This window comes from Neisseria sicca (assembly GCF_014054945.1).
In the GTDB taxonomy this organism is placed as follows: domain Bacteria; phylum Pseudomonadota; class Gammaproteobacteria; order Burkholderiales; family Neisseriaceae; genus Neisseria; species Neisseria sicca.
Window position 1 is genome coordinate 900878 of the sequence record NZ_CP059566.1, and the last position, 20465, is coordinate 921342.

Annotated in this window: 24 protein-coding genes; 17 read left to right on the forward strand and 7 right to left on the reverse strand. The window is 50.3% G+C overall.

What is annotated here, in order from left to right; genetic code table 11:
- Positions 1-12 precede the first annotated feature (12 nt).
- The 10 genes from gatA to H3L95_RS04500 all read left to right on the forward strand — a co-directional run bounded on the left by gatA (position 13) and on the right by H3L95_RS04500 (position 8930).
- Positions 13-1461, forward strand: a complete 1449-nt coding sequence (gene gatA, locus H3L95_RS04455; protein ID WP_003756293.1) for an Asp-tRNA(Asn)/Glu-tRNA(Gln) amidotransferase subunit GatA — start codon at positions 13-15, stop codon at positions 1459-1461.
- Positions 1462-1565: 104 nt separating this feature from the next.
- On the forward strand, positions 1566-1838 hold the full coding sequence (locus H3L95_RS04460; RefSeq protein WP_003756295.1) for a hypothetical protein: 273 nt from the start codon (positions 1566-1568) through the stop codon (positions 1836-1838).
- A 78-nt stretch (positions 1839-1916) separates the two neighbouring features.
- Positions 1917-2771, forward strand: a complete 855-nt coding sequence (locus tag H3L95_RS04465) for a hypothetical protein (protein WP_182096217.1) — start codon at positions 1917-1919, stop codon at positions 2769-2771.
- Positions 2772-3022: 251 nt separating this feature from the next.
- A complete protein-coding gene (locus H3L95_RS04470) occupies positions 3023-3475 on the forward strand; it encodes a hypothetical protein (RefSeq protein ID WP_003756303.1) in 453 nt (150 codons plus the stop codon).
- 38 nt (positions 3476-3513) lie between these two features.
- Complete coding sequence (locus H3L95_RS13635) at positions 3514-3645, forward strand: hypothetical protein (RefSeq protein ID WP_003756304.1); 132 nt, start codon at positions 3514-3516, stop codon at positions 3643-3645.
- Positions 3645-4517 (forward strand): VirK/YbjX family protein, encoded by an 873-nt coding sequence (locus tag H3L95_RS04475; RefSeq protein ID WP_003756306.1) that lies wholly within the window; start codon positions 3645-3647, stop codon positions 4515-4517. Before H3L95_RS13635 ends, H3L95_RS04475 begins: the two co-directional genes overlap by 1 nt.
- Positions 4518-4617: 100 nt before the next feature.
- Positions 4618-6048, forward strand: a complete 1431-nt coding sequence (gene gatB, locus H3L95_RS04480) for an Asp-tRNA(Asn)/Glu-tRNA(Gln) amidotransferase subunit GatB (protein ID WP_003756307.1) — start codon at positions 4618-4620, stop codon at positions 6046-6048.
- Positions 6049-6130: 82 nt separating this feature from the next.
- Positions 6131-6700: a DJ-1/PfpI family protein gene (locus tag H3L95_RS04485; RefSeq protein ID WP_003756310.1), complete on the forward strand. Its 570-nt coding sequence runs from the start codon at positions 6131-6133 to the stop codon at positions 6698-6700.
- A gap of 509 nt (positions 6701-7209) precedes the next feature.
- Positions 7210-7839, forward strand: a complete 630-nt coding sequence (locus tag H3L95_RS04495; RefSeq protein ID WP_003756315.1) for a hypothetical protein — start codon at positions 7210-7212, stop codon at positions 7837-7839.
- Positions 7840-7922: 83 nt separating this feature from the next.
- On the forward strand, positions 7923-8930 hold the full coding sequence (locus H3L95_RS04500) for a 2Fe-2S iron-sulfur cluster-binding protein (RefSeq protein ID WP_003756317.1): 1008 nt from the start codon (positions 7923-7925) through the stop codon (positions 8928-8930).
- Between the two features lie 298 nt (positions 8931-9228).
- On the opposite strand, the gene H3L95_RS04505 is transcribed toward H3L95_RS04500, so the two are convergent.
- The 3 genes from H3L95_RS04505 to H3L95_RS04515 form a co-directional block, all read right to left on the reverse strand.
- The gene (locus tag H3L95_RS04505; protein WP_003756319.1) at positions 9229-9723 is read right to left on the reverse strand and encodes a DUF302 domain-containing protein; all 495 of its coding nucleotides are present in this window, start codon (positions 9721-9723) and stop codon (positions 9229-9231) included.
- Positions 9724-9777: 54 nt separating this feature from the next.
- Entirely contained in the window at positions 9778-10143 is a 366-nt protein-coding gene (locus H3L95_RS04510; protein ID WP_182096218.1) for a rhodanese-like domain-containing protein, read from the reverse strand.
- Positions 10144-10268: 125 nt separating this feature from the next.
- Complete coding sequence (locus H3L95_RS04515; protein WP_003756322.1) at positions 10269-10604, reverse strand: carboxymuconolactone decarboxylase family protein; 336 nt, start codon at positions 10602-10604, stop codon at positions 10269-10271.
- Between the two features lie 129 nt (positions 10605-10733).
- On the opposite strand from H3L95_RS04515, the gene H3L95_RS04520 reads away from it, so the two are divergent.
- The 4 genes from H3L95_RS04520 to H3L95_RS04535 all read left to right on the forward strand — a co-directional run bounded on the left by H3L95_RS04520 (position 10734) and on the right by H3L95_RS04535 (position 14177).
- Positions 10734-11693, forward strand: coding sequence for a helix-turn-helix domain-containing protein (locus tag H3L95_RS04520; RefSeq protein ID WP_003756323.1), 960 nt, complete (start codon positions 10734-10736; stop codon positions 11691-11693).
- Between the two features lie 121 nt (positions 11694-11814).
- On the forward strand, positions 11815-12660 hold the full coding sequence (locus H3L95_RS04525) for a 23S rRNA (adenine(2030)-N(6))-methyltransferase RlmJ (protein ID WP_003756325.1): 846 nt from the start codon (positions 11815-11817) through the stop codon (positions 12658-12660).
- A gap of 101 nt (positions 12661-12761) precedes the next feature.
- Complete coding sequence (locus tag H3L95_RS04530; RefSeq protein WP_128887890.1) at positions 12762-13133, forward strand: hypothetical protein; 372 nt, start codon at positions 12762-12764, stop codon at positions 13131-13133.
- A gap of 69 nt (positions 13134-13202) precedes the next feature.
- Positions 13203-14177: a class 1 fructose-bisphosphatase gene (locus H3L95_RS04535; RefSeq protein WP_003756331.1), complete on the forward strand. Its 975-nt coding sequence runs from the start codon at positions 13203-13205 to the stop codon at positions 14175-14177.
- Positions 14178-14342: 165 nt separating this feature from the next.
- Here the strand turns inward: H3L95_RS04535 and argB are convergent, their stop codons facing one another.
- The gene (argB, locus tag H3L95_RS04540; protein WP_003756333.1) at positions 14343-15233 is read right to left on the reverse strand and encodes an acetylglutamate kinase; all 891 of its coding nucleotides are present in this window, start codon (positions 15231-15233) and stop codon (positions 14343-14345) included.
- A gap of 51 nt (positions 15234-15284) precedes the next feature.
- A complete protein-coding gene (locus tag H3L95_RS04545; protein WP_003756334.1) occupies positions 15285-15449 on the reverse strand; it encodes a hypothetical protein in 165 nt (54 codons plus the stop codon).
- A 92-nt stretch (positions 15450-15541) separates the two neighbouring features.
- Here H3L95_RS04545 and H3L95_RS04550 point away from each other — a divergent pair, with 92 nt between their 5' ends.
- The 3 genes from H3L95_RS04550 to H3L95_RS04560 all read left to right on the forward strand — a co-directional run bounded on the left by H3L95_RS04550 (position 15542) and on the right by H3L95_RS04560 (position 17975).
- Positions 15542-16672, forward strand: a complete 1131-nt coding sequence (locus tag H3L95_RS04550; RefSeq protein ID WP_003756336.1) for a M14 family metallopeptidase — start codon at positions 15542-15544, stop codon at positions 16670-16672.
- Positions 16673-16782: 110 nt separating this feature from the next.
- A complete protein-coding gene (gene lgt / locus H3L95_RS04555) occupies positions 16783-17637 on the forward strand; it encodes a prolipoprotein diacylglyceryl transferase (protein WP_003756340.1) in 855 nt (284 codons plus the stop codon).
- 191 nt (positions 17638-17828) lie between these two features.
- A complete protein-coding gene (locus tag H3L95_RS04560; RefSeq protein WP_003767024.1) occupies positions 17829-17975 on the forward strand; it encodes a hypothetical protein in 147 nt (48 codons plus the stop codon).
- A gap of 409 nt (positions 17976-18384) precedes the next feature.
- Here H3L95_RS04560 and H3L95_RS04565 read toward each other — a convergent pair whose 3' ends face one another.
- Together H3L95_RS04565 and H3L95_RS04570 are read right to left on the reverse strand one after the other, a co-directional pair.
- Positions 18385-19065: an SIR2 family NAD-dependent protein deacylase gene (locus H3L95_RS04565; RefSeq protein ID WP_003756345.1), complete on the reverse strand. Its 681-nt coding sequence runs from the start codon at positions 19063-19065 to the stop codon at positions 18385-18387.
- Positions 19066-19079: 14 nt separating this feature from the next.
- Positions 19080-20294, reverse strand: a complete 1215-nt coding sequence (locus H3L95_RS04570) for a pyridoxal phosphate-dependent aminotransferase (protein WP_003756346.1) — start codon at positions 20292-20294, stop codon at positions 19080-19082.
- Positions 20295-20465 lie beyond the last annotated feature (171 nt).

The following is a 20465-nucleotide window of genomic DNA, read 5'->3' on the forward strand; positions in this document are numbered from 1 at the left end:
AATCATGGCGCAATGACCCAATACACCCTCAAACAAGCCAGCCAACTGCTGCAATCCAAGCAAATCTCCGCCGTCGAACTGGCAACCGAATACCTCGCCGCCATTGATGCGCAGAACCCGGCAATCAACGGTTACATTACTCTCGACCAAGACAAAACCCTCGCCGAAGCCCGTGCCGCCGATGCTCGTATCGCTCAAGGCAACGCCACCGCGCTTACCGGCGTACCCATCGCCTACAAAGACATTTTCTGCCAAACAGGCTGGCGCAGTGCGTGCAGCTCCAAAATGTTGGACAATTTCGTTTCGCCCTACACTGCCACCGTCGTACAAAACCTGCTCAATGAAGGCATAGTAACGCTCGGTCGTACCAATATGGACGAGTTCGCTATGGGCTCGACCAATGAAACCTCGTTCTACGGCGCAACCAAAAATCCGTGGAATCCCGAACATGTTCCAGGCGGTTCGTCCGGCGGTTCCGCAGCCGTCGTTGCCGCACGCCTTGCCCCTGCCGCGCTCGGTTCAGACACCGGCGGATCCATCCGCCAGCCTGCTTCACACTGCGGTATTACAGGCATTAAACCTACCTACGGTACCGTTTCCCGCTTCGGCATGGTCGCCTACGCCTCCAGTTTTGACCAGGCTGGTCCGATGGCACAAACCGCCGAAGACTGCGCGATTTTGCTCAATGCAATGGCGGGCTTTGACGAGCGCGATTCCACCAGTTTGGAACGCAGCAAGGAAGACTACACCCGCGATTTGGACAAACCGCTCAAAGGCATGAAAATCGGCCTGCCTAAAGAATATTTCGGCGAAGGCGTGGATGCCGATGTGCAGGCTGCTTTGCAAAGCGTCATCAACCTTTTAAAAGCACAAGGTGCGGAAACCATTGAAGTTTCCCTGCCGCAAACTGCCCTATCCATCCCTGCTTACTACGTTCTCGCTTCCGCCGAAGCCAGCACCAATCTTTCCCGCTACGACGGCGTACGCTACGGCCACCGCGCCGCCCAATTCAGCGACCTAGAAGAAATGTACAGCAACACCCGCGCCGAAGGTTTCGGCAGCGAAGTCAAACGCCGCATCATGATTGGCACTTATGTGTTGTCGCACGGCTACTACGATGCCTATTACTTAAAAGCCCAAAAACTGCGCCGCCTCGTTGCCAACGATTTTCAGACGGCCTTCGCGCAATGTGATTTCATCCTTGCCCCGACTGCGCCCACCGCCGCCCCCAAACTCGGCAGCGACATCCACGATCCCGTGCAGATGTACCTTTCCGACATCTACACCATCGCTGTAAATTTGGCAGGTTTGCCCGCCCTGACCTTGCCCGCAGGTTTCAGCAGCAGCGGACTGCCCATCGGCGTGCAATTTATCGGCAACCACTTCTCCGAAGCCAAAATCCTTGGCGCAGCGCATCAAGTACAGCTGGCGAGCGATTGGCATATAAAAGCACCAGCATGAGATTTACAGGATAGCCTTTGAGGCCGTCTGAAAAAGGCTACCTGTAAATAGTGGAATTCGTAGCATTATTGTTTTGAATCATCTTTTTCAGGTAGCCTGAAGTAATGTCCCAACCCAAAATTCCAGAAAACTACGGCAAACTACTCAAAAAATATGAAGGTCTGGATGGCAAACTCAAACAGGAGCAAGACCAATTTGGCTACGAGTTATTCACCAACCCCCATATTTTTTTACAACTCAGACAAAATCCGAGAACACCAAAAAGATTTCTTAACTACAAAAAATTTGGAAATACATATATAAAAAAACAACAAAATATAATCAAAATAACCATTAGATTTTATATTATAAATAGTTACATTCTTCGTACTTTTTAATACCAAAATTTTCACTTTTATTTTAAATATTCTTTAAGTAATTATTTAAACATTATCAGGAACAAAAAGAGATATAAGATGATTGATATTAATTATAAAAATGGATTGCCTACAATATTTAATTATTTTGAGGATTTTGTTGATAGCAATTATGGAAATCTATTAGCATCTATTTCTAATAACTCATTAGTATCATTTTTTAAAATGAAGCCAAATTCGAATACACAATTTGAATCAATTGGAACTGGATTTATATGTGTATTAGATGAAGAGTTATACTTAATGACAGCTTATCATGTCTTTAAACAGATTATAGAAAAAAAAAATAATCCATTTTATGTATATATTCCAGGAATTTTAGAAAATAAAAATATTTTTGAGTTTAAAAAAATATTGAAAATACAAGAAAATGCAAATTACACCAGGGTGAAAATCGATAAAGATGGTGATACCATCTTTATACCAACTAATGAAGAAATAGTTTCAAAAAATAAAGTTAAAAACAACTCAGCCATCCCCTATGTATACTTTTCAGATTTGAATAAAGATGGAATGTTAGAACCAACCTCCTCATTCATGATTTCTGGATTCCCATCAAATAAAAATCAATTTCATAAAAATAGAGATAAAGAACCAGTATTCAATGCAGTAAACCTTATCTTTCATGGTGCTCAGTATGAGCAAAAATTAAATACTATTTACTTTTTTGGAGATAAAAAAGATAATAAAGTTGAATCTAACAGTGCATACTCTCCAAGTGTAAAAAATTTTATTCCGACAGGAATGAGTGGTTCTCCTGTATTTCAGTTTTATATTAAGAAAACAGAAGACGGTCCAAAAATTAAGCTTATTTTAATTGGAATTTTTACAGAATTTAAGAAAAATAAATTACAATTCAAGGCTACAGTTCTACAAGACAACCGATATTTTTAAATCCAATTAATTCAATATAATAATCACCAATTTCTCGCAAATCCTCGTATTCGGCGTTGATTGCAGCGATTGTCCGTTTTGCATGAACTTCACAGAAATCGAAGAAACACACCGCGTGATTTACTGGGATTCTGGTTATCTGACATAGCGCATTATTGCTAATTCATTAGAAGATTTTTTTAACTTATTTAATTGGGCATAATTAGACGGCAATTTTCCAGCAGTCTGAAACTAACAAAATTACTAAAATAATGGAATATTACGATTACTTTTCCCCAAAATTTTGGCAATTCTTATGGGGCTTATGGCAGACAGCGGGGCTGGAAATATCTACAAGCATTGCGTTATTTCTGCTGTACTGGCTCATCCTTTCTGTACTTGTTATGTACATTTTGTGGCGTAAACGTCCAAAAACGCCGCATTTTTGGCGAAAACATTTATTACTCAATAGCATTATCTGCCTACCTTTGAGTTTGTTTATCAACCTTGGTTACACAGTCATCCGTTTTATTATGCCGGCTCGCAATCAAGCGGCATATTACGGACAGTTGACGTTGCATCCTCTGGAACAAACATTTGTTACATTATTTAATGTTATTTATTCTTACGAATGGCTGTTCCTCGTATCTGCTGTGGCTGCTGTGAATGTATTGCTACTGGCTATTTGGCGTAAAAAGCTTTTTAAACAATCATCGCCATCCTGAATACAAGCAGGTTTCTATGTATTAAGGAAACTTAAACTATGCCTTGGGAAACAGTAATCGGCTTAAGAATTTATGTCCAGTTCAACCCCCAATCCAAAATCTTCATCGACGCCCCGACCGAATTTGGTACGGAATCTGATGTGTATACCTGCGTAGAGGGAAAGGTATAATGCCGGAGCAGTTTGTTTTTCCAGATTTCAAAACCGTATATAAGGATGCGCCGAAATTTCAAATCCAGCATTTGAAATTCTCCTTACGCAGGTTGTTTACACGGCGACAAGTCAAAGATTTTGAAAACTTTGTCAACGCCTCCGCGCCACACCGTACCTTTTTCCAAAGGCGGCCCCAAGATGCCTATCCGTTGATACACGCCTTTGTTGACCAACGCTTCAACAGACGGCGCAGGCTGCAAGTCATGAAAGAAGACCTGCTGACAGCCGAAAAACTGTTCGGGCAAGAAACGCTCGCCAATATGACGACGCGCAAATTCCATGTCGTTCTGGCGCATCTTTCAGACGACCTGACTTTATGGCTGAACCGAAACGATAATTGCGTGGATGAAGGAATGTGGTCGCTATCCTTACGCGACAACGAAGGAAAACGTCTCTACATGACAACCTTCGCCTTAGTTGACAGCAAATTGCTGGCCGCTTCTATCCAAGGCCCCGCAGGGGAAGAAGCTAAAGACCTTGTCCGCAGCCTAACCAAACAACTCCACGGTCTGCGCCCGCAGCAGCTGATGGTAACCGCCCTGCAATATTTTTCGACATCGCTCAATTTGGGCGGCGTTGTCGGCATTGCCCAAGAGCATCAGGTCAAACTGCGCTGGCGGCTGAAGAAACGGGTCAAAATGAATTACGACCTGTTTTGGCAGGAGAACGGCGCAACGCTCGGCGACGACGGCTACTGGCATCTGCCGCAAATCCCGCCGCGAAAAGACTTGGTGGAAATTGAAAGCAAAAAGCGTTCGATGTACCGCAAACGTTACCAAATGCTGGATAACATGGCGGCTGAGATGCAGGCTTGCTTTCAGAAAACTTGATTTTGCGTTTTCAGACGACCTTTGCCATTTGAAAAACAAACAGATCGTCTGAAAACGGCTGACCACTTTATATTATCGACATCAAAAGAAAGAACCCCTTATGACCTGGGAAACAGTAATCGGCTTGGAAATTCACGTCCAGCTCAACACCCAATCCAAAATCTTCAGCGGCGCATCGACTGCGTTCGGTGCAGAACCTAATGCGCACGCCAGCGTGGTGGAATGCGCGCTGCCGGGCGTGCTGCCGGTAATGAACCGCGAAGTCGTTGAAAAAGCCATCAAATTAGGCTTAGCTTTGGATGCGAAAATCAACCAGAAAAACGTGTTCGACCGCAAAAACTACTTCTACCCCGACTTGCCCAAAGGCTATCAAATCAGCCAGTTGGATTTACCGATTGTCGAACACGGCAAACTGGAAATCGTGGTCGGCGACGATGTAAAAACCATCAATGTAACCCGCGCGCACATGGAAGAAGATGCGGGCAAATCCGTGCATGAAGGCTTGAACGGCGCGACCGGTATCGACCTGAACCGTGCCGGCACGCCGCTGTTGGAAGTGGTATCCGAGCCCGAAATGCGCTCCGCCGCCGAAGCCGTTGCCTACGCCAAAGCCTTACACAGCTTGGTAACATGGCTAGACATCTGCGACGGCAATATGGCGGAAGGCTCGTTCCGCGTCGATGCCAACGTATCCGTGCGCCCGAAAGGCCAAGCGGAATTCGGCACGCGCCGCGAGATTAAAAACCTCAATTCTTTCCGCTTCTTGGAGCAGGCGATTAATTACGAAGTGGAAGCGCAAATCGAGATTTTGGAAGACGGCGGCAAAGTACAGCAGGCAACTATGCTGTTCGACCCGGAAAAAGGCGAAACCCGCGTGATGCGTTTGAAAGAAGATGCACACGACTACCGTTACTTCCCCGACCCTGATTTGCTGCCCGTCATCATTTCAGACGACCAGTTGCAAAAAGCAAAAGCAGAAATGCCTGAGCTGCCGAAAGAAATGGCGGTACGTTTCGTGGCGGACTGCGGCGTGTCCGACTACGACGCGCGCCTGCTCACCGCCAGCCGCGTGCAGGCTGCCTATTTTGAAGAAGCCGCCAAAGCCAGCGGACAAGGCAAGCTGACTGCCAACTGGATGAACGGCGAACTCGCCGCCACGCTGAACAAAGAAGGCATGGAACTTGCCGACAGCCCGATTACCGCTCCGCGCCTCGCCGCGCTGGTAGGCAAAATCGCCGACGGTACTTTAAGCAGCAAATTGGCGAAAAAAGCCTTTGAAGCCATGTGGGCGGAACCCGAAGCTTCCATTACCGAAATCATTGAAAAACACGGCTTGCAGCAAATGACCGATACCGGCGCGATTGAAGCCATGGTGGACGAAGTGCTGGCAAACAACGCCAAAGCCGTGGAACAATTTAAATCCGGCAACGAAAAAGCCCTGAATGCGATTGTGGGACAAGTGATGAAGGCCAGCAAAGGCAAAGCCAATCCCGCGCAGGTGCAGGAACTGATTAAAGCGAAGTTGGGGTAAACAAGGTGCAGGCTGCCTGAAAAACGATAAAAGGGTTTTCAGGCAGCCTGAAACCGTTTTTAAACCGGAAAAGGAAAATGCAATGAAAACCGTCGTCGTTATTATCTTGGAACAGTTTGCCGACTGGGAATCCACTTTGCTGACTCCTGTTTTACAACAATTTGCAGGCTATACCGTCCGCTACGTTTCCACCGACCGAAATCCGAAAACATCCATGGGTAATCTGCGCGTTCAGCCCGATTTAACCTTAGACGAACTGCCGCCCGACACCGCCGCTTTGATTCTAAACGGCGCAACCCAATCGTGGCGCGATTTATCCGATGAAAACCGCCTAAAAATTGCCGACTTGGTTCGCACGTTTAAGCAGCAGGGCAAGATTGTGGGCGGTATTTGTGAAGGTACCTATTTTCTTGCCGCCAACGGTCTGTTGAACGACTGCCGCCACACCGCCAACAGCTTGGCTGCCATTGCCGATTTACCCGAATACACTAACCGGCAGGCTTATGTGGAAACCAAACGCGAAGCCGTGCGGGACGGCAACGTTATTACCGCCAACGGCACGGCTTTTGTCGATTTTGCTCTCCAAATTTTGTCTGCCTTGGGTGATATTCCCGAAGACCTTATCGCCCGATGCAGGGAAATGTGGCAGTAGTTGAAGCAGGGTTAGCACGCGTCTTTTTCAGGCAGCCTAAAACCTCAAAGTCATAAATATTCACACTGAGGTAACTTCTGCTTGCCCAAAATCAGCCTGCATTTTTTGTCAACGGAAGCCCACATGCGGACAAGCAAACAGCAGTTTTGTTCTCAGAGAACTTTATGAAAACTGCCAAAATAATGGCTTTGTAGGCGGCTTTGTTTGGAAGAGCATGGGCGGCTGAATTGAACGAGGATGATGCGGGTGACTGTGTACCGCTGAACAAAGAACAGCAACCGATGAACCTGAAAATCATTTATCTGTTTTATAGTGGATTAACTTTAAACCAGTACGGCGTTGCCTCGCCTTGCCGTACTATCTGTACTGTCTGCGGCTTCGTCGCCTTGTCCTGATTTAAAGTTAATCCACTATAAGTCAATCTTGCCAGACCGGCTGAAAGCAAGGTATAGGTTTTAATTCTATTAAAGCTTGGTTTTCAGACGACCTTCAAGCCATAACAAATTAAGATGAAAATAATATTATCTGCAGTGCTATTGCTGGCAACGGCTTCTTCGTTTTCAAAGAATCACGACAATCAGCCTCAGCCTTTTACTCCTCAAGCAGTGCAGGATGTATTGCATTGCAAGGTGTCATCGTTGGATTTTTCGTTTTGGATTCCGGAAAATTTCACTGGTTATCTTGATCCAAATGAACGTGTCGGAGAAAATGTAGGACGTTTTGTCAATGAAATCGATAATATTACTTACCGTTACCGCTTGCCGTTTAAGGTGCATCTTGCCAATCCCTTAGATGGAAAAGAAGTAGAAGGGCAGTATGTCGCTATTCGCAACAATGCTGTCTATTTGGAAATTGATTGGACACGATATCCCAAATTGCATTCACTATACCGTCAGAAATATCAGGAAAACCTTCAAGAGCTGACGCAACAGCTAAAGGGACAAAATATCACATCCAAAACGACACCTAAAAAACTGGATACATTGGGCTATGATGTGCCTACTGTCGAAAAATCGATAACAGATCCCAATAAAAAATCTAAGATATGGAAATATTTTGGCTTTGCTGCTGCCTTTAAAGCAGATGTACTGAGGGGTGATTCAGATAAGGGCTATATCGGCTGCCGTTATCCGTTGTAGACTGTCTTCCGAAAACGGAGGTCGTCTGAAAGCTGATTTTTCAGACGACCTTTTAACTTAATCTATTCAAACCACACCAAACCATGACCCATACCATTACCCTACCCGACCAAACCACCTTTACCGCCAACGACGGCGAAACGGTTTTAGCCGCTGCCGCCCGTCAAAACCTCAATCTGCCCCATTCCTGCAAAAGTGGTGCCTGCGGGCAATGCAAAGCCGAACTGGTGAGCGGCGATATTCAAATGGGCGAACACTCGGAACAGGCTTTATCCGAAGCAGCAAAAAGCCAAGGCAAGATTTTGATGTGCTGCACCACCGCGCAAAGCGACATCAGCATCAACATCCCCGGCTACAACGCCAATGCGCTACCCGTCCGCACCCTGCCCGCCCGTATTGAAAGCATGGTTTTCAAACACGATGTCGCCCTCCTGAAACTTGCCCTGCCCAAAGCCCCGCCGTTTGCTTTCTACGCCGGGCAATACATTGATTTACTGCTGCCGGGCAACGTCAGCCGCAGCTACTCTATCGCCAATTCGCCCGACCAAGAAGGCATTTTGGAACTGCACATCCGCAGGCGCGAAAACGGCGTCTGCTCGGAAATGATTTTCGGTAGCGAACCCAAAGTCAAAGAAAAAGGCATCGTCCGCATCAAAGGCCCGCTCGGTTCGTTTACCTTGCAAGAAGACAGCGGCAAACCCATCATCCTTTTGGCAACCGGTACAGGCTATGCCCCCATCCGCAGCATCCTGCTCAACCTTATCCGCCAAGACAGCAGCCGCGCCGTCCATTTCTACTGGGGCGCGCGTCACCAAGATGATTTGTACGCACTCGAAGAAGCTCAAGAACTGACAGGTCGTCTGAAAAACGCCCGCTTCACTCCCGTCCTATCAAAAACCGCTGAGGGTTGGCAAGGCGAAAAAGGATACGTCCAAACCGCCGCCGCAAAAGATTATCCCGACTTGAGCGGTTACGAAGTTTATGCCTGCGGTTCCGTCGCCATGACCGAAAGCGCGAAATCCGTGTTGACCGCACAATGCAACCTGCCTGAGACAACCTTCTATTCGGATGCGTTTTCGCCTGCGCAGTAGAAATATAGTGGATTAAATTTAAATCAGGACAAGGCGACGAAGCCGCAGACAGTACAGATAGTACGGCAAGGCGAGGCAACGCCGTACTGGTTTAAAGTTAATCCACTATATCCGCGCAAATCTAATCCTGCCGCAACCGAAAAAGGCTTGGGAAATGAGTTGTCTTAAAAAATAATGTGCCGATGTCGTCGAACAATTTTTCAGACGACCTCGGCACATTATTTTGTAAAAGGTCGTCTGAAAACGAATTTAGTGGGATTACTCAGGTTTTCAGACGACCTTCGGATTTGGGCGAACCTTATTCCGCTACCGTTTTGCGAATAAGCTTTTCAGCATTGGCGAGCGTGTTTTCCACTTCGGCAAACTCGATTTTGCTGCCCGACACCAGCGCGCGCGTGTCGTTGAATACGACTTGGACTGCGCCGTCAGTTTCGGTAACGAGGACGCGCAACGGCAGTTGCAGGGCGAAGGCAGGGTCTTTTTGCATCAGCGGCGTGCCTGCTTTGGGCGTACCGAAGACGATGACTTTGGCGGGCTGCATGTCCAAACCGCTTTGACGCGCGGCGGCTTGGTGGTCGATGACGGCGAACACGGTCATGCCTTTTTCTTTGACGGCGGTTTCCAAACGGCGGACGGTATCGTCGAAACTGTATTTGCTGATGGCGGTATGGGTTTGATTCATGGCTGAACTTTGTCGGGAATCGGGTTGTCGGGCGGCATCGCCGCCGTGTGAGGCGCAGGCGGTCAGGGCGGCGAGGATGGCGGCTGCGGCGAAGGTGCGTATCGGTTTCATATTTTTCCTTGGATAAAAGGTCGTCTGAAACGTTTCAGACGACCTTGTTGCTGGTTATTTCAAACCTTTTTTCACCAAGTCTTCGTAACCGCCGTGGTTGGTTACGTTGGTGTAGCCTGCTTTTTTCAACTCGGTAAGCGCGGCTTCGGCACGGCGGCCGCTGCGGCAATAGAGGTTGACGGGCGCGTTTTTGTCGGGGCTGACGCTTTTGATGCGTTCGACGATTTGGTCGTGCGGAATATTGACCGCGCCTTGCAGGTGGCCGGATTTGAATTCTTCTTCGGAACGTACGTCAATCCATACGCCTTTTGCTTTGGCAGGTTGCGCGCTAGCGGCTTTGGAGGCAGGCGCGGCAAAGGATACGGCGGCAGGCAGGACGAGTGCGGCGGCAGTCAGCGCGGCAGTCAGCAATTTTTTCATGGTTGTTTCTCCAAACGGTTGAACAAAAACATCAATCTAAACGGTTCGGCGGCAAAAAGCAATGCTCCGTCAACAGAAGGGTCGTCTGAAACGGGAGTTTTTTCAGACGACCCTTTGAGACAAAATCAACGCTGCGCGTCAACCGCTTCCAAAGCACGCAGGGCATAAGTGTAGGCTGCGCCTGCGTTCAAGGAAATGGCGGTTGCCAGCGCGCCGGCGATTTCGCTTTCAGTCGCGCCCGCTTTGGCGGCTGCGGCGGCGTGTACGCTGATGCAGCTTTCGCAACGGGTAGTGATGGCGACGGCGAGGGCAATCAGCTCGCGGGTTTTCGCATCCAAGGCTTCGGCTGCGGCAGCTTGTTCCAGCGCGCCGTAGGCTTGCAGCATTTTCGGGTGGTTTTTACCCAGCTCGCCGAATGATTTTTTAACGTGTGCGGTGTGTTCGGGCCAATTTTGAAACATTTTGATTTCCTTTCTAATGTGTTTGCAAGTGAAGGATGTTGCACTTTTTTACATCCGATGAATGGCATTATTGCAATAATTTGACTATCATAATCGTCAAATCATCTCATTCACTTGCAAAAAACACTTATGGACACTTTGGACAAACTCATCGAACTGGCGCAAATCACCGGCAGTGTGGACATACAATGCCTGTTCCGCGACAAATGGTACGCCCCGCACGAACGCAGGCGCGCGCACGGCATCGCGCACCTTGTCGTCGCCGGAGAAAGCTACATCAAAATCGAAGGCGAACCCGAAGCACGTCTCTTACAAACCGGCGACCTTATCTTTTTCCCGCGCAGCGCGGAACACATCATCAGCAGCGAAGCGGACTGCAACAACTGCGGCGATACCATTCATATCAGCAACGATGGCGCGTTTACCATCGAATCTTCAGGCAGCGGCGGCGAAAAAAGCCTCGATTTGTTCTGCGCCCGCTTCGAATACGACGAACACGCCGACATCATGCACGACCTGCCCGAAACCGTCCTCATCAAGATGGACCATCCCTCGCTACAATGCCTTATCTCCATGTTGCAATACGAAAGCGCGCACACGCTTTCCGGCTCGCGCGCCATCGTCAATGCCCTCTCCTCCGTCCTCCTCGTCCTCATCGTCCGCGCCCATCTCGAACAAGGCGGAGAAGCGCCTTTGGGTGGCATACTCAACGGCCTGCGCGACAAACGCCTGCGCCAACTCATCCAAACCGTCGTCAGCCGCCCCGAAGACGAATGGAACATCGAAAAAATGACCGCGCTTGCCAACCTTTCCCGCGCCCAACTGATGCGCCTGTTCAAACAGCAAACCGGCATCAGCCCTCACGCCTTCGTCAACCTCATCCGCCTGCGCCAAGCCGCCGTATTGCTGCGGCAAACCGCCGATTCCGTCTTATCCGTCGCACTGAACGTCGGTTTCCAATCCGAAACCCACTTCGGCAAAGCGTTTAAAAAACAATACGGGATTTCGCCGGGGCAATATCGGAAAAATGAAACGGCAGATAATGATACCAGGGCATTTGAACCCGAAAGGTCGTCTGAAAACGGCTAAGTCAAAAGCGTCATAAACTTTTGATTTATCGTTCAGCCATTGGGATACTGCGGGAAAGCCTGTTTGGATACACTGTTTATTTGCCTATATAATCCATTTTTCCCTTTTCAGACGACCTCTTATGCTCAGCTACCGCCACGCCTTCCATGCCGGCAACCATGCCGATATGATCAAGCATTTCATCCTTTTCCTAACGCTTGATTACTTCAATCAGAAAGACAAGCCCTATTGGTATATCGATACCCACAGCGGCGCAGGCTTATATGACTTGAGCGGCAGCGAAGCGCAAAAAGTCGGCGAATACAAACAAGGCATCCGGTTGCTCCAAGAGGCGGAACATCTGCCGCCCGAGCTGTCCGCCTTCATCGCCCGTCTGAATGCCATACTCCCGCAAGAGCAACTCTATTGCGGTTCGCCGTGGCTTGCCCAAGCCCTGACGCGCGACAGCGACAAACTGCGTTTGTTTGAGCTGCACCCTGCCGATTTCCAACATCTGAAAAACAATATGGAAGAAGCACGTTTGGGCAGGCGCGGGCAAATAATGCAGGCAGACGGTTTTCGCGGTCTGATTTCGCTGTTGCCCCCGCCGCTGCGCCGCGCTGTTGTCCTGATAGACCCTCCGTATGAAGAAAAACAAGACTATCAGCGCGTTGTCCAAACTTTAAAAGACGCGCTCAAACGCTTTGAGCAGGGTTGTTATATGGTTTGGTATCCCTGTTTGAGCCGCGAAGAAAGCCGCAAGCTGCCCGAGCAACTGCAAAAGCTGATGCCCGACAGCTACCTGCACGCCGAGCTGCACGTCCACACCCCGCGTCCGGACGGATTCGGGATGCACGGCAGCGGCATGTTTATCATCAACCCGCCCTACCTGCTGCCGGAACTGCTGAAAAGCAACCTTCCCGCGTTGACCGACATACTGGCACAAGACAACGGCGCGCGCTTCGTCTTAAACAGTTGCATAAAATAATCGATATTATCCCGTCGAACCAAGACACCGGCGGGAAATCCTGTGGCATGGGCTTCCGATTTAAACTACAATTCACTACATTGTTTTCACGCTTTCAAATCATGACGATCAGACATCCCGCTTCATTGCTTTTGGCTTCCCTTTGCACGCTTTTTCTATGCTCCTGCGAACGTTCGGTTCAAGATACGGTACAAGAAACCTTCGGCGAAGAATTGCGCGGCCATTTCATCAGCAGCGCGACAGCCATCTGCGTGGAAAAAGCGCCGAAAAGCAGCGCGATACCGTCTGATACCGTACAGCAAATCTGTTCGTGCGCTTCGGAAAAAACCGCAGACCAGATATCCATCGACGATATGTCGAAACTGATCGGCGGCGAAGTCGGCGGCGAGTTGAAAACCAAAATCAAGCAAAGCGCGGTCGAATGCGCCAAAGAAATGATAGGCGCCGCCTCCGCCCCTTCCAGCAAAAAATAAATACCGACCTCGTCTGAAAACCTTTTTCAGACGACCTTTTCTTTTTTATAGCCAGAAACCGAGTCCGATATGAAAACATTAGCGCAATTCCTACCGCAGCATTTACAGCAAAACAACATTCCTGCCGAATTGGGCAGCGTCCTCGAATCCATTGTCGCCGCCTGCTCCGACATCAGCGGCAAAGTCCGCTTGGGCGCACTCGCCGGCGTGTTGGGCATGGCGGGTACGGGCAATATTCAGGGCGAAGATCAGAAAAAGCTGGATGTGATTGCCAACGATATCCTGATTGACGTCTTGAAAAACAACGCCCATGTCGCCGGTTTGGCAAGCGAGGAAGAGGATACTTTTGTGGCAGCCAACGAAAACGGCGGCTATCTTGTCCTGTTCGACCCTCTGGACGGCTCGTCCAATATCGACGTCAATATTTCCGTCGGTACGATTTTTTCCGTACTCGCCAAGCCCGAAGGTCGTCTGAATACCGAGTCCTTCCTGCAAAAAGGCCGTGACCAAGTGGCGGCAGGTTATGTTTTGTACGGCCCGCAAACCCAATTGGTGTTCACTTTGAAACACGGCGTTTTCGTGTTCACGCTCAACGAAAACAACGAATTCGTCCTAACCAAAGAAAACCCGCAAGTTCCTGCATCGACCAAAGAGTTTGCCATCAATATGTCCAACACCCGCCACTGGCAAGCCCCTATGCAGCAATATATTAACGAGCTGCTGGCAGGCGATACGGGCGTTCGCGGTAAAAATTACAATATGCGCTGGGTGGCGAGCATGGTCGCAGAAATCCACCGCATCCTGATGCGCGGCGGCGTCTTCATGTATCCTCAAGACAAACGCGATCCGTCCAAACCCGGCAAGCTGCGCCTGATGTACGAAGCCAACCCGATGAGCCTGATTTTGGAACAGGCAGGCGCGGCTGCAAGCAATGCTTTGGAAAACATGCTCGACATTATTCCCACGGGTCTGCACCAACGCGTAGCCGTCGTCATGGGCAGCCGCGAGGAAGTCGAATATGTCGGCAAGCTGCATCAAAAATAAGATGTTGAGTTTGTAGGCTATCCTGCCATAAAAAGGTCGTCTGAAAATCCGTTTCAGCATTCTCTATGAACGTTGAAACAGGTTTTCAGACGACCTTTTGTGTATTTAGTATTCGGGCATTTACAAGGTCTGCTGTTCGGCAAGCCTTGACTCATCTACGGGCCATTATGACCTTTCGCCCAAAATCATCGAGCCTATGCCCGCATCGGTGAAAATTTCCAGCAAAAGCGCGTTGGGCAGGCGGCCGTCAATGATGTGTGTGGCTTTGACGCCGTTGCTTGCCGCTTCGACGGCGGAACTGATTTTGGGCAACATACCGCCGTAGAGCGTGCCGTCTGCGATTAATTCGCCGATACGGCTTGGCGTGAGGTTGGTCAGCAGGTTGCCTTCTTTGTCCATCACGCCGGCGATATTGGTCATCATCAGCAGTTTTTCCGCGTTCAACTCTTCCGCCAGTTTGCCTGCGACCAAATCCGCGTTGATGTTGAACGCTTCGCCTTTTGCGCCGACGCCGATGGGCGCGACGACGGGGATGCAGCCGCGTTCGATCAAGCCTTCAATCAGGCGAACGTCTATGCTTTCGACCGTGCCGACTTGTCCGATGTCCACGCCTGCCTGTTCGGGCGTATCGACCAGCAGTTTTTTCGCTTTGATGAAGTGGTTATCGCGCCCGGTGACGCCGACCGCGCGTCCTCCTTGCAAATTAATCAGCGAGACGATTTCTTTATTCACATGGCCGCCCAACACCATTTCGACGATGTCCATCGTTTCGCCGTCGGTCACGCGCATGCCTTGCACGAATTCGCCTTTTTTACCGATTTTTTCCAACATTTCATTAATTTGCGGGCCGCCGCCGTGGACGATGACGGGGTGGATGCCCACCAGTTTGAGCAAAACGACATCGCGGGCGAAACCTTCTTTCAAAGCGGGCTCGGTCATGGCGTTACCGCCGTATTTGATGACGATGACAGAACCGGAAAAACGGCGGATATACGGCAGGGCTTCGGCCAAAATGCGCGCTTTGTCGGCTGCGGAAATGGGGTGGGATTCGCTCATAATCGTGTCTCATTATTAACAATTTAATCATTATAGCGGATTACCTTTGAATCAGTAAAAATCAGCTTCGCAACTGTTTGCAGCTTCGCCGTCTTGTCCTGATTTAAAGTGAATCTGCCCTATCTTAACGTCAAAGGTCGTCTGAAACAACATTCCCCGCCCCTTATCGGTTGAGGACGCGCCCGTCAGAATGGTAGAATCAACGGATTCGGGCATATCGGTTTGCCGTCGCCGACGGATGCGGTATCGCCCACACATTTTCTCAAACAACGGTTATCCGGTTCGCCCGATATACCGAGGACTTTCCCATGATTAAAATCAGCACTCAATTTGATGCCGGCTCCGTCGTCGTCAAAGACCTGACCGACCCTGCCAATATCCGCCTCGCCCTGCGTCCGGACAACGCTTCCGATTTTGCCCAATGGTTTTACTTCCGCCTGCAAGGTGCGGCGTATCAGAATTGCGTGATGCACTTTGAAAATGCGGCGGATTCGGCTTATCCGCAAGGCTGGGAAGATTATCAGGCGTGCGCCTCTTACGACCGCCAAAATTGGTTCCGCGTCCCGACAGAATACGAAAACGGCGTGCTGACCATCAACCATACGCCTTTGTCTAACAGCGTTTACTACGCCTATTTCGAGCCTTATTCCCACGAACAGCATTTAAACCTCTTGGGCGACGCGCAAGGCAGCGGGCTTTGCCGCATCGACGACTTGGGCAGCACCATACAAGGCCGCGACATCAACCTGCTGACCATCGGCAACCAAGTCGAAAGCGACATGAAAATCTGGATTATCGCCCGCCAACACCCGGGCGAAACGATGGCGGAATGGTTTATCGAAGGCCTGCTCGGCCGCCTGCTCGATCCGCAAGACCCGACCGCGCGCACCCTGCTCGACCGCGCCACGTTCTACATCGTGCCGAACATGAACCCCGACGGCTCGGTATTGGGCAATCTGCGCACCAATGCTGCTGGCGCAAACCTCAACCGCGAATGGGAAAGCCCGACTTTGGAAAAAAGCCCGGAAGTCTTCCTTGTACGCGAAAAAATGCTGGAAACCGGCGTGGATTTGTTCCTAGACATTCACGGCGACGAAGCATTGCCGTTTGTCTTTGTCGCCGGTACGGAAGGCGTGCCGAACTACAATCCGCGCATCGCCGCGCTGGAAACGCAGTTCAAAACCGCCCTACTCTCCGCCAGCCCCGACTTCCAAGACGAATACGGCTATGAAAAAGACGCGCCCGGTCAGGCAAACATGACGCTCGCGACCAACTGGGTGGGCAATCATTTCGACTGCCTCGCCTATACGCTCGAAATGCCGTTTAAAGACAACGCCAACCTGCCCGACGATGACTTCGGCTGGAACGGCCAACGCTCCCTGCGTTTGGGCGAAGCCATGTTGTCGGCTGTCTTGAACGTTGTCGATGATTTACGATAATTCTTTTCCCATCACACAAAAGGTCGTCTGAAAATCCCAATCGGCATTTTCAGACGACCTTTGTCGGGCTAAAAACACATAAACCGCCCTTCCCATAAGGAACACACATCATGATGATACATCCGCAGTTCGACCCCGCATTAATCAGTTTCGGACCTATCGCCATCCGCTGGTATGCCCTCAGCTATATCGTCGGCTTTATACTTTTCCTATGGCTGGGTCGCCGCCGTATTAAGCAAGGCAACACCGCTTTTACGAAAGAAATGCTCGACGACTTCCTAGGTTGGGGGGCAATAGGCGTCATACTCGGCGGACGACTTGGCTATATCCTGTTTTACAAATTCTCATACTACCTCGAACATCCGCTTGACATGATCAAAGTCTGGGAAGGCGGCATGTCGTTTCACGGCGGCTTCTTGGGCGTCGTCATCGCCATGTGGATCTTCAGCCGCCAACACAAAATCAGCACCTTAAAAACCATGGATTTTGTCGCGCCGCTCGTTCCGCTGGGTTTGGCTTCCGGCCGTATCGGCAACTTCATCAACGGCGAACTCTGGGGCCGCATTACCGACATCAACGCCTTTTGGGCAATGGGCTTCCCGCAAGCGCGCGCAGAAGACCTCAACGCCGCCGTGCGTAACCCGCTTTGGGCGGAATGGATGCAGCAATACCACGTCCTGCCGCGCCACCCTTCGCAACTCTACCAATTCGCCCTTGAAGGCATCTGCCTCTTCATCGTCGTATGGATTTTCTCCAAAAAACCGCGCCCGACCGGACAAGTCGCCTCCCTCTTCCTCGGCGGCTACGGCTTCTTCCGCTTCATCGCCGAATACGCCCGCCAGCCCGACGACTATCTCGGCCTGCTCACCTTGGGCTTGTCGATGGGACAATGGTTGAGCGTGCCGATGATTGTTTTGGGCGCGATCGGTTTCGTCTGGTTTGGTAAGAAAAACCGCCTGAACTGATGCCCAAAGGTCGTCTGAAAACCCAAACGGGACGCGATAACCAGCGTCCCGTTATCACGTCAGCTATTCCAAACCGGCACAATTTGCGATTCATCAAACCGCATCGCAAAAAATCTTAAATCCGACTTGGTTTATCCGCCGCCCGATAGTATCGTGGCACACCTTTCCATCTTTTTTAAAGAGAGCCCAAAATGTCAGAAGAAAACAAAATCAAAGTCAACGACCTGCCCGAAGACAAAAAAGAACAGTCTGAAGAAGTCGAGCTGCCCGTAGTCAACAACGAAGAAAAACGCGGCGGCCACAGCGAAGGCGGTTGCTGCGGCGCATGCGGCGGTTGATTCCGTTTTGAAAAACAAAGGTCGTCTGAAAACCTGAAACATGGTTTTCAGACGACCTTTTTATCGTGGAGGGACATAGCGGATTCTGTCCAAATGGACGCTATAGTGGATTAACTTCAAATCAGTACGGCGTTGCCTCGCCTTAGCTCAAAGAGAACGATTCTCTAAGGTGCTGAAGCACCAAGTGAATCGGTTCCGTACTATCTGCACTGTCTGCAGCTTCGTCGCCTTGTCCTGATTTAAAGTTTATCCACTATATGCTCTTTGCCCTACCAAGTTGCCCAAACGCAACACGAAGTCCGTTCGCGGAAACTGTCTTGTCACAAAATAACCATTGCAAAAACAAAACGTCGTCTGAAAACAAGCATTGCCGGTTTTCAGACGACGTTTCCGCATTTTCCAAACCGTCTTAAGCCCGACTAATCAAATACTCGACCAATGCCGGCACGCCTTCCGCCGCGCGTTTGGGAATCACTTCGACATCTGCGCCCACGCCTTGCGGGTTCGGATCGACCAGATAGCGTTCCGCAGCGGGCGGCGCGTAATGAATCAGTGAAGCCGCCGGATAAACCTGCATCGACGTGCCGACAATGACGACCACATCCGCATCGCGCATTTCCCCGACCGCCGCGTCAAACATCGGTACTTGTTCGCCGAAAAACACGATATGCGGGCGCATCGGATTGCCTTGACTGTCGCGCACATCGTCAGTCTGTTCGCCAGTAAATTCGATGATTTCGTCTTCATCGACGGTGCTGCGTAGTTTGTTCAGCTCGCCGTGCAGGTGCAATACTTTGCTGCTGCCCGCCTTCTCGTGCAGCGCGTCCACATTCTGCGTGATGATGTGCACATCGTAATATTGCGCCAGCTTGACCAACGCCAGATGCGCGGCGTTCGGCTCGGCGGCATTTGCCTGAAGCCTGCGCTGGTTATAAAAATCAATCACAAGCTTAGGATTGCGCGCCAAGGCTTCGGGCGTGCAGACATCCGTCACCTTATGCCCTTCCCATAAACCGCCCGCGTCGCGGAAAGTCAGCAACCCGCTGTCGGCGCTGATTCCCGCGCCGGTCAGGACAACGCATTTTTTCATACCGTTGCCCTGCCTTATTGCCGGTAAGTCTGCAAGAAGCGCTCGAGTTTGCTCATGGCTTCTTCGATTTGGTGGGTGTACGGCAGGGTAACGATGCGGAAATGGTCGGGACGTATCCAGTTGAACCCTGTTCCTTGGACAAACAAGACTTTTTCGCGCACGAGCAGGTCGTAGATGAATTTCATGTCGTCATGGATACCGTACATTTCGGTGTCGATTTTCGGGAACATATAAAGTGCCCCCATCGGCTTGACGCAGGATATGCCGGGAATTTGGTTGACAAGTTCCCACGCTTTATTGCGCTGCTCCAGCAGGCGGCCGCCGGGCAGGATGAATTCGTTGATGCTTTGATAGCCGCCCAAAGCGGTTTGGATGGCGTGTTGCATGGGCGTGTTGGCGCATAGGCGCATGGAGGCGAGCATATCGAGGCCTTCGATATAGCCTTTGGCATGTTCTTTCGGACCGTTGAGCACCATCCAGCCTTGACGGAATCCGGCAACGCGGTAGGCTTTGGAGAGTCCGTTGAAGGTAATGGTCAGCAAGTCGGGCGCGAGTGCGGCGATGTGGTGGTGAACCGCGCCGTCGTAGAGGATTTTGTCGTAGATTTCGTCGGCGAAGATAATCAGACCGTGTTTGCGCGCCAACTCGGCGATTTCGAGCAGGATTTCTTTGCTGTACACCGCGCCGGTAGGATTGTTGGGATTGATGACAACGATGGCTTTGGTTTTGGGCGTGATTTTGGCTTCCATATCGGCAAGGTTGGGAAACCAGTCGTTTTCTTCGTCACACAAATAATGGCGCACCGTACCGCCCGCCAAAGTGGCGGCAGCCGTCCACAGCGGATAGTCGGGCGCGGGAATCAGGATTTCGTCGCCGTCGTTCAAAAGCGCCTGCATGGACATGGTAATCAGCTCGGACACGCCGTTGCCGATATAAACGTCGTTGACCGAAATGTCGCGCAGACCTTTGGTTTGATAGTAATGAACGATGGCCTTACGGGCGGAATACAGCCCTTTGGAATCGCAATAGCCCTGCGCGGTCGGCAGGTTGCGGATCACGTCCACCAAAATTTCATCGGGCGCTTCAAAGCCGAACGGCGCAGGGTTGCCGATATTGAGCTTGAGGATTTTATGACCTTCTTCTTCGAGTTGCAGGGCCTTTTTGTGTACCGGGCCGCGGATGTCGTAGCAAACATGGTCCAGCTTGGACGATTTGGGAAATTTCTCCATGATGTGTGTTCCGTAAAATTGTTAACAATGGGGGTAAATGTACTCCGTTTGCAGGCGGAAAGAAAGGGGCAAATGCGGGATTTTTGCCCGCCGCTGCAAGAATCAAGCGTCAAAAACAAATAAGGTCGTCTGAAAACCCTTTTTCAGGATTTTCAGACGACCTTTCCGTGT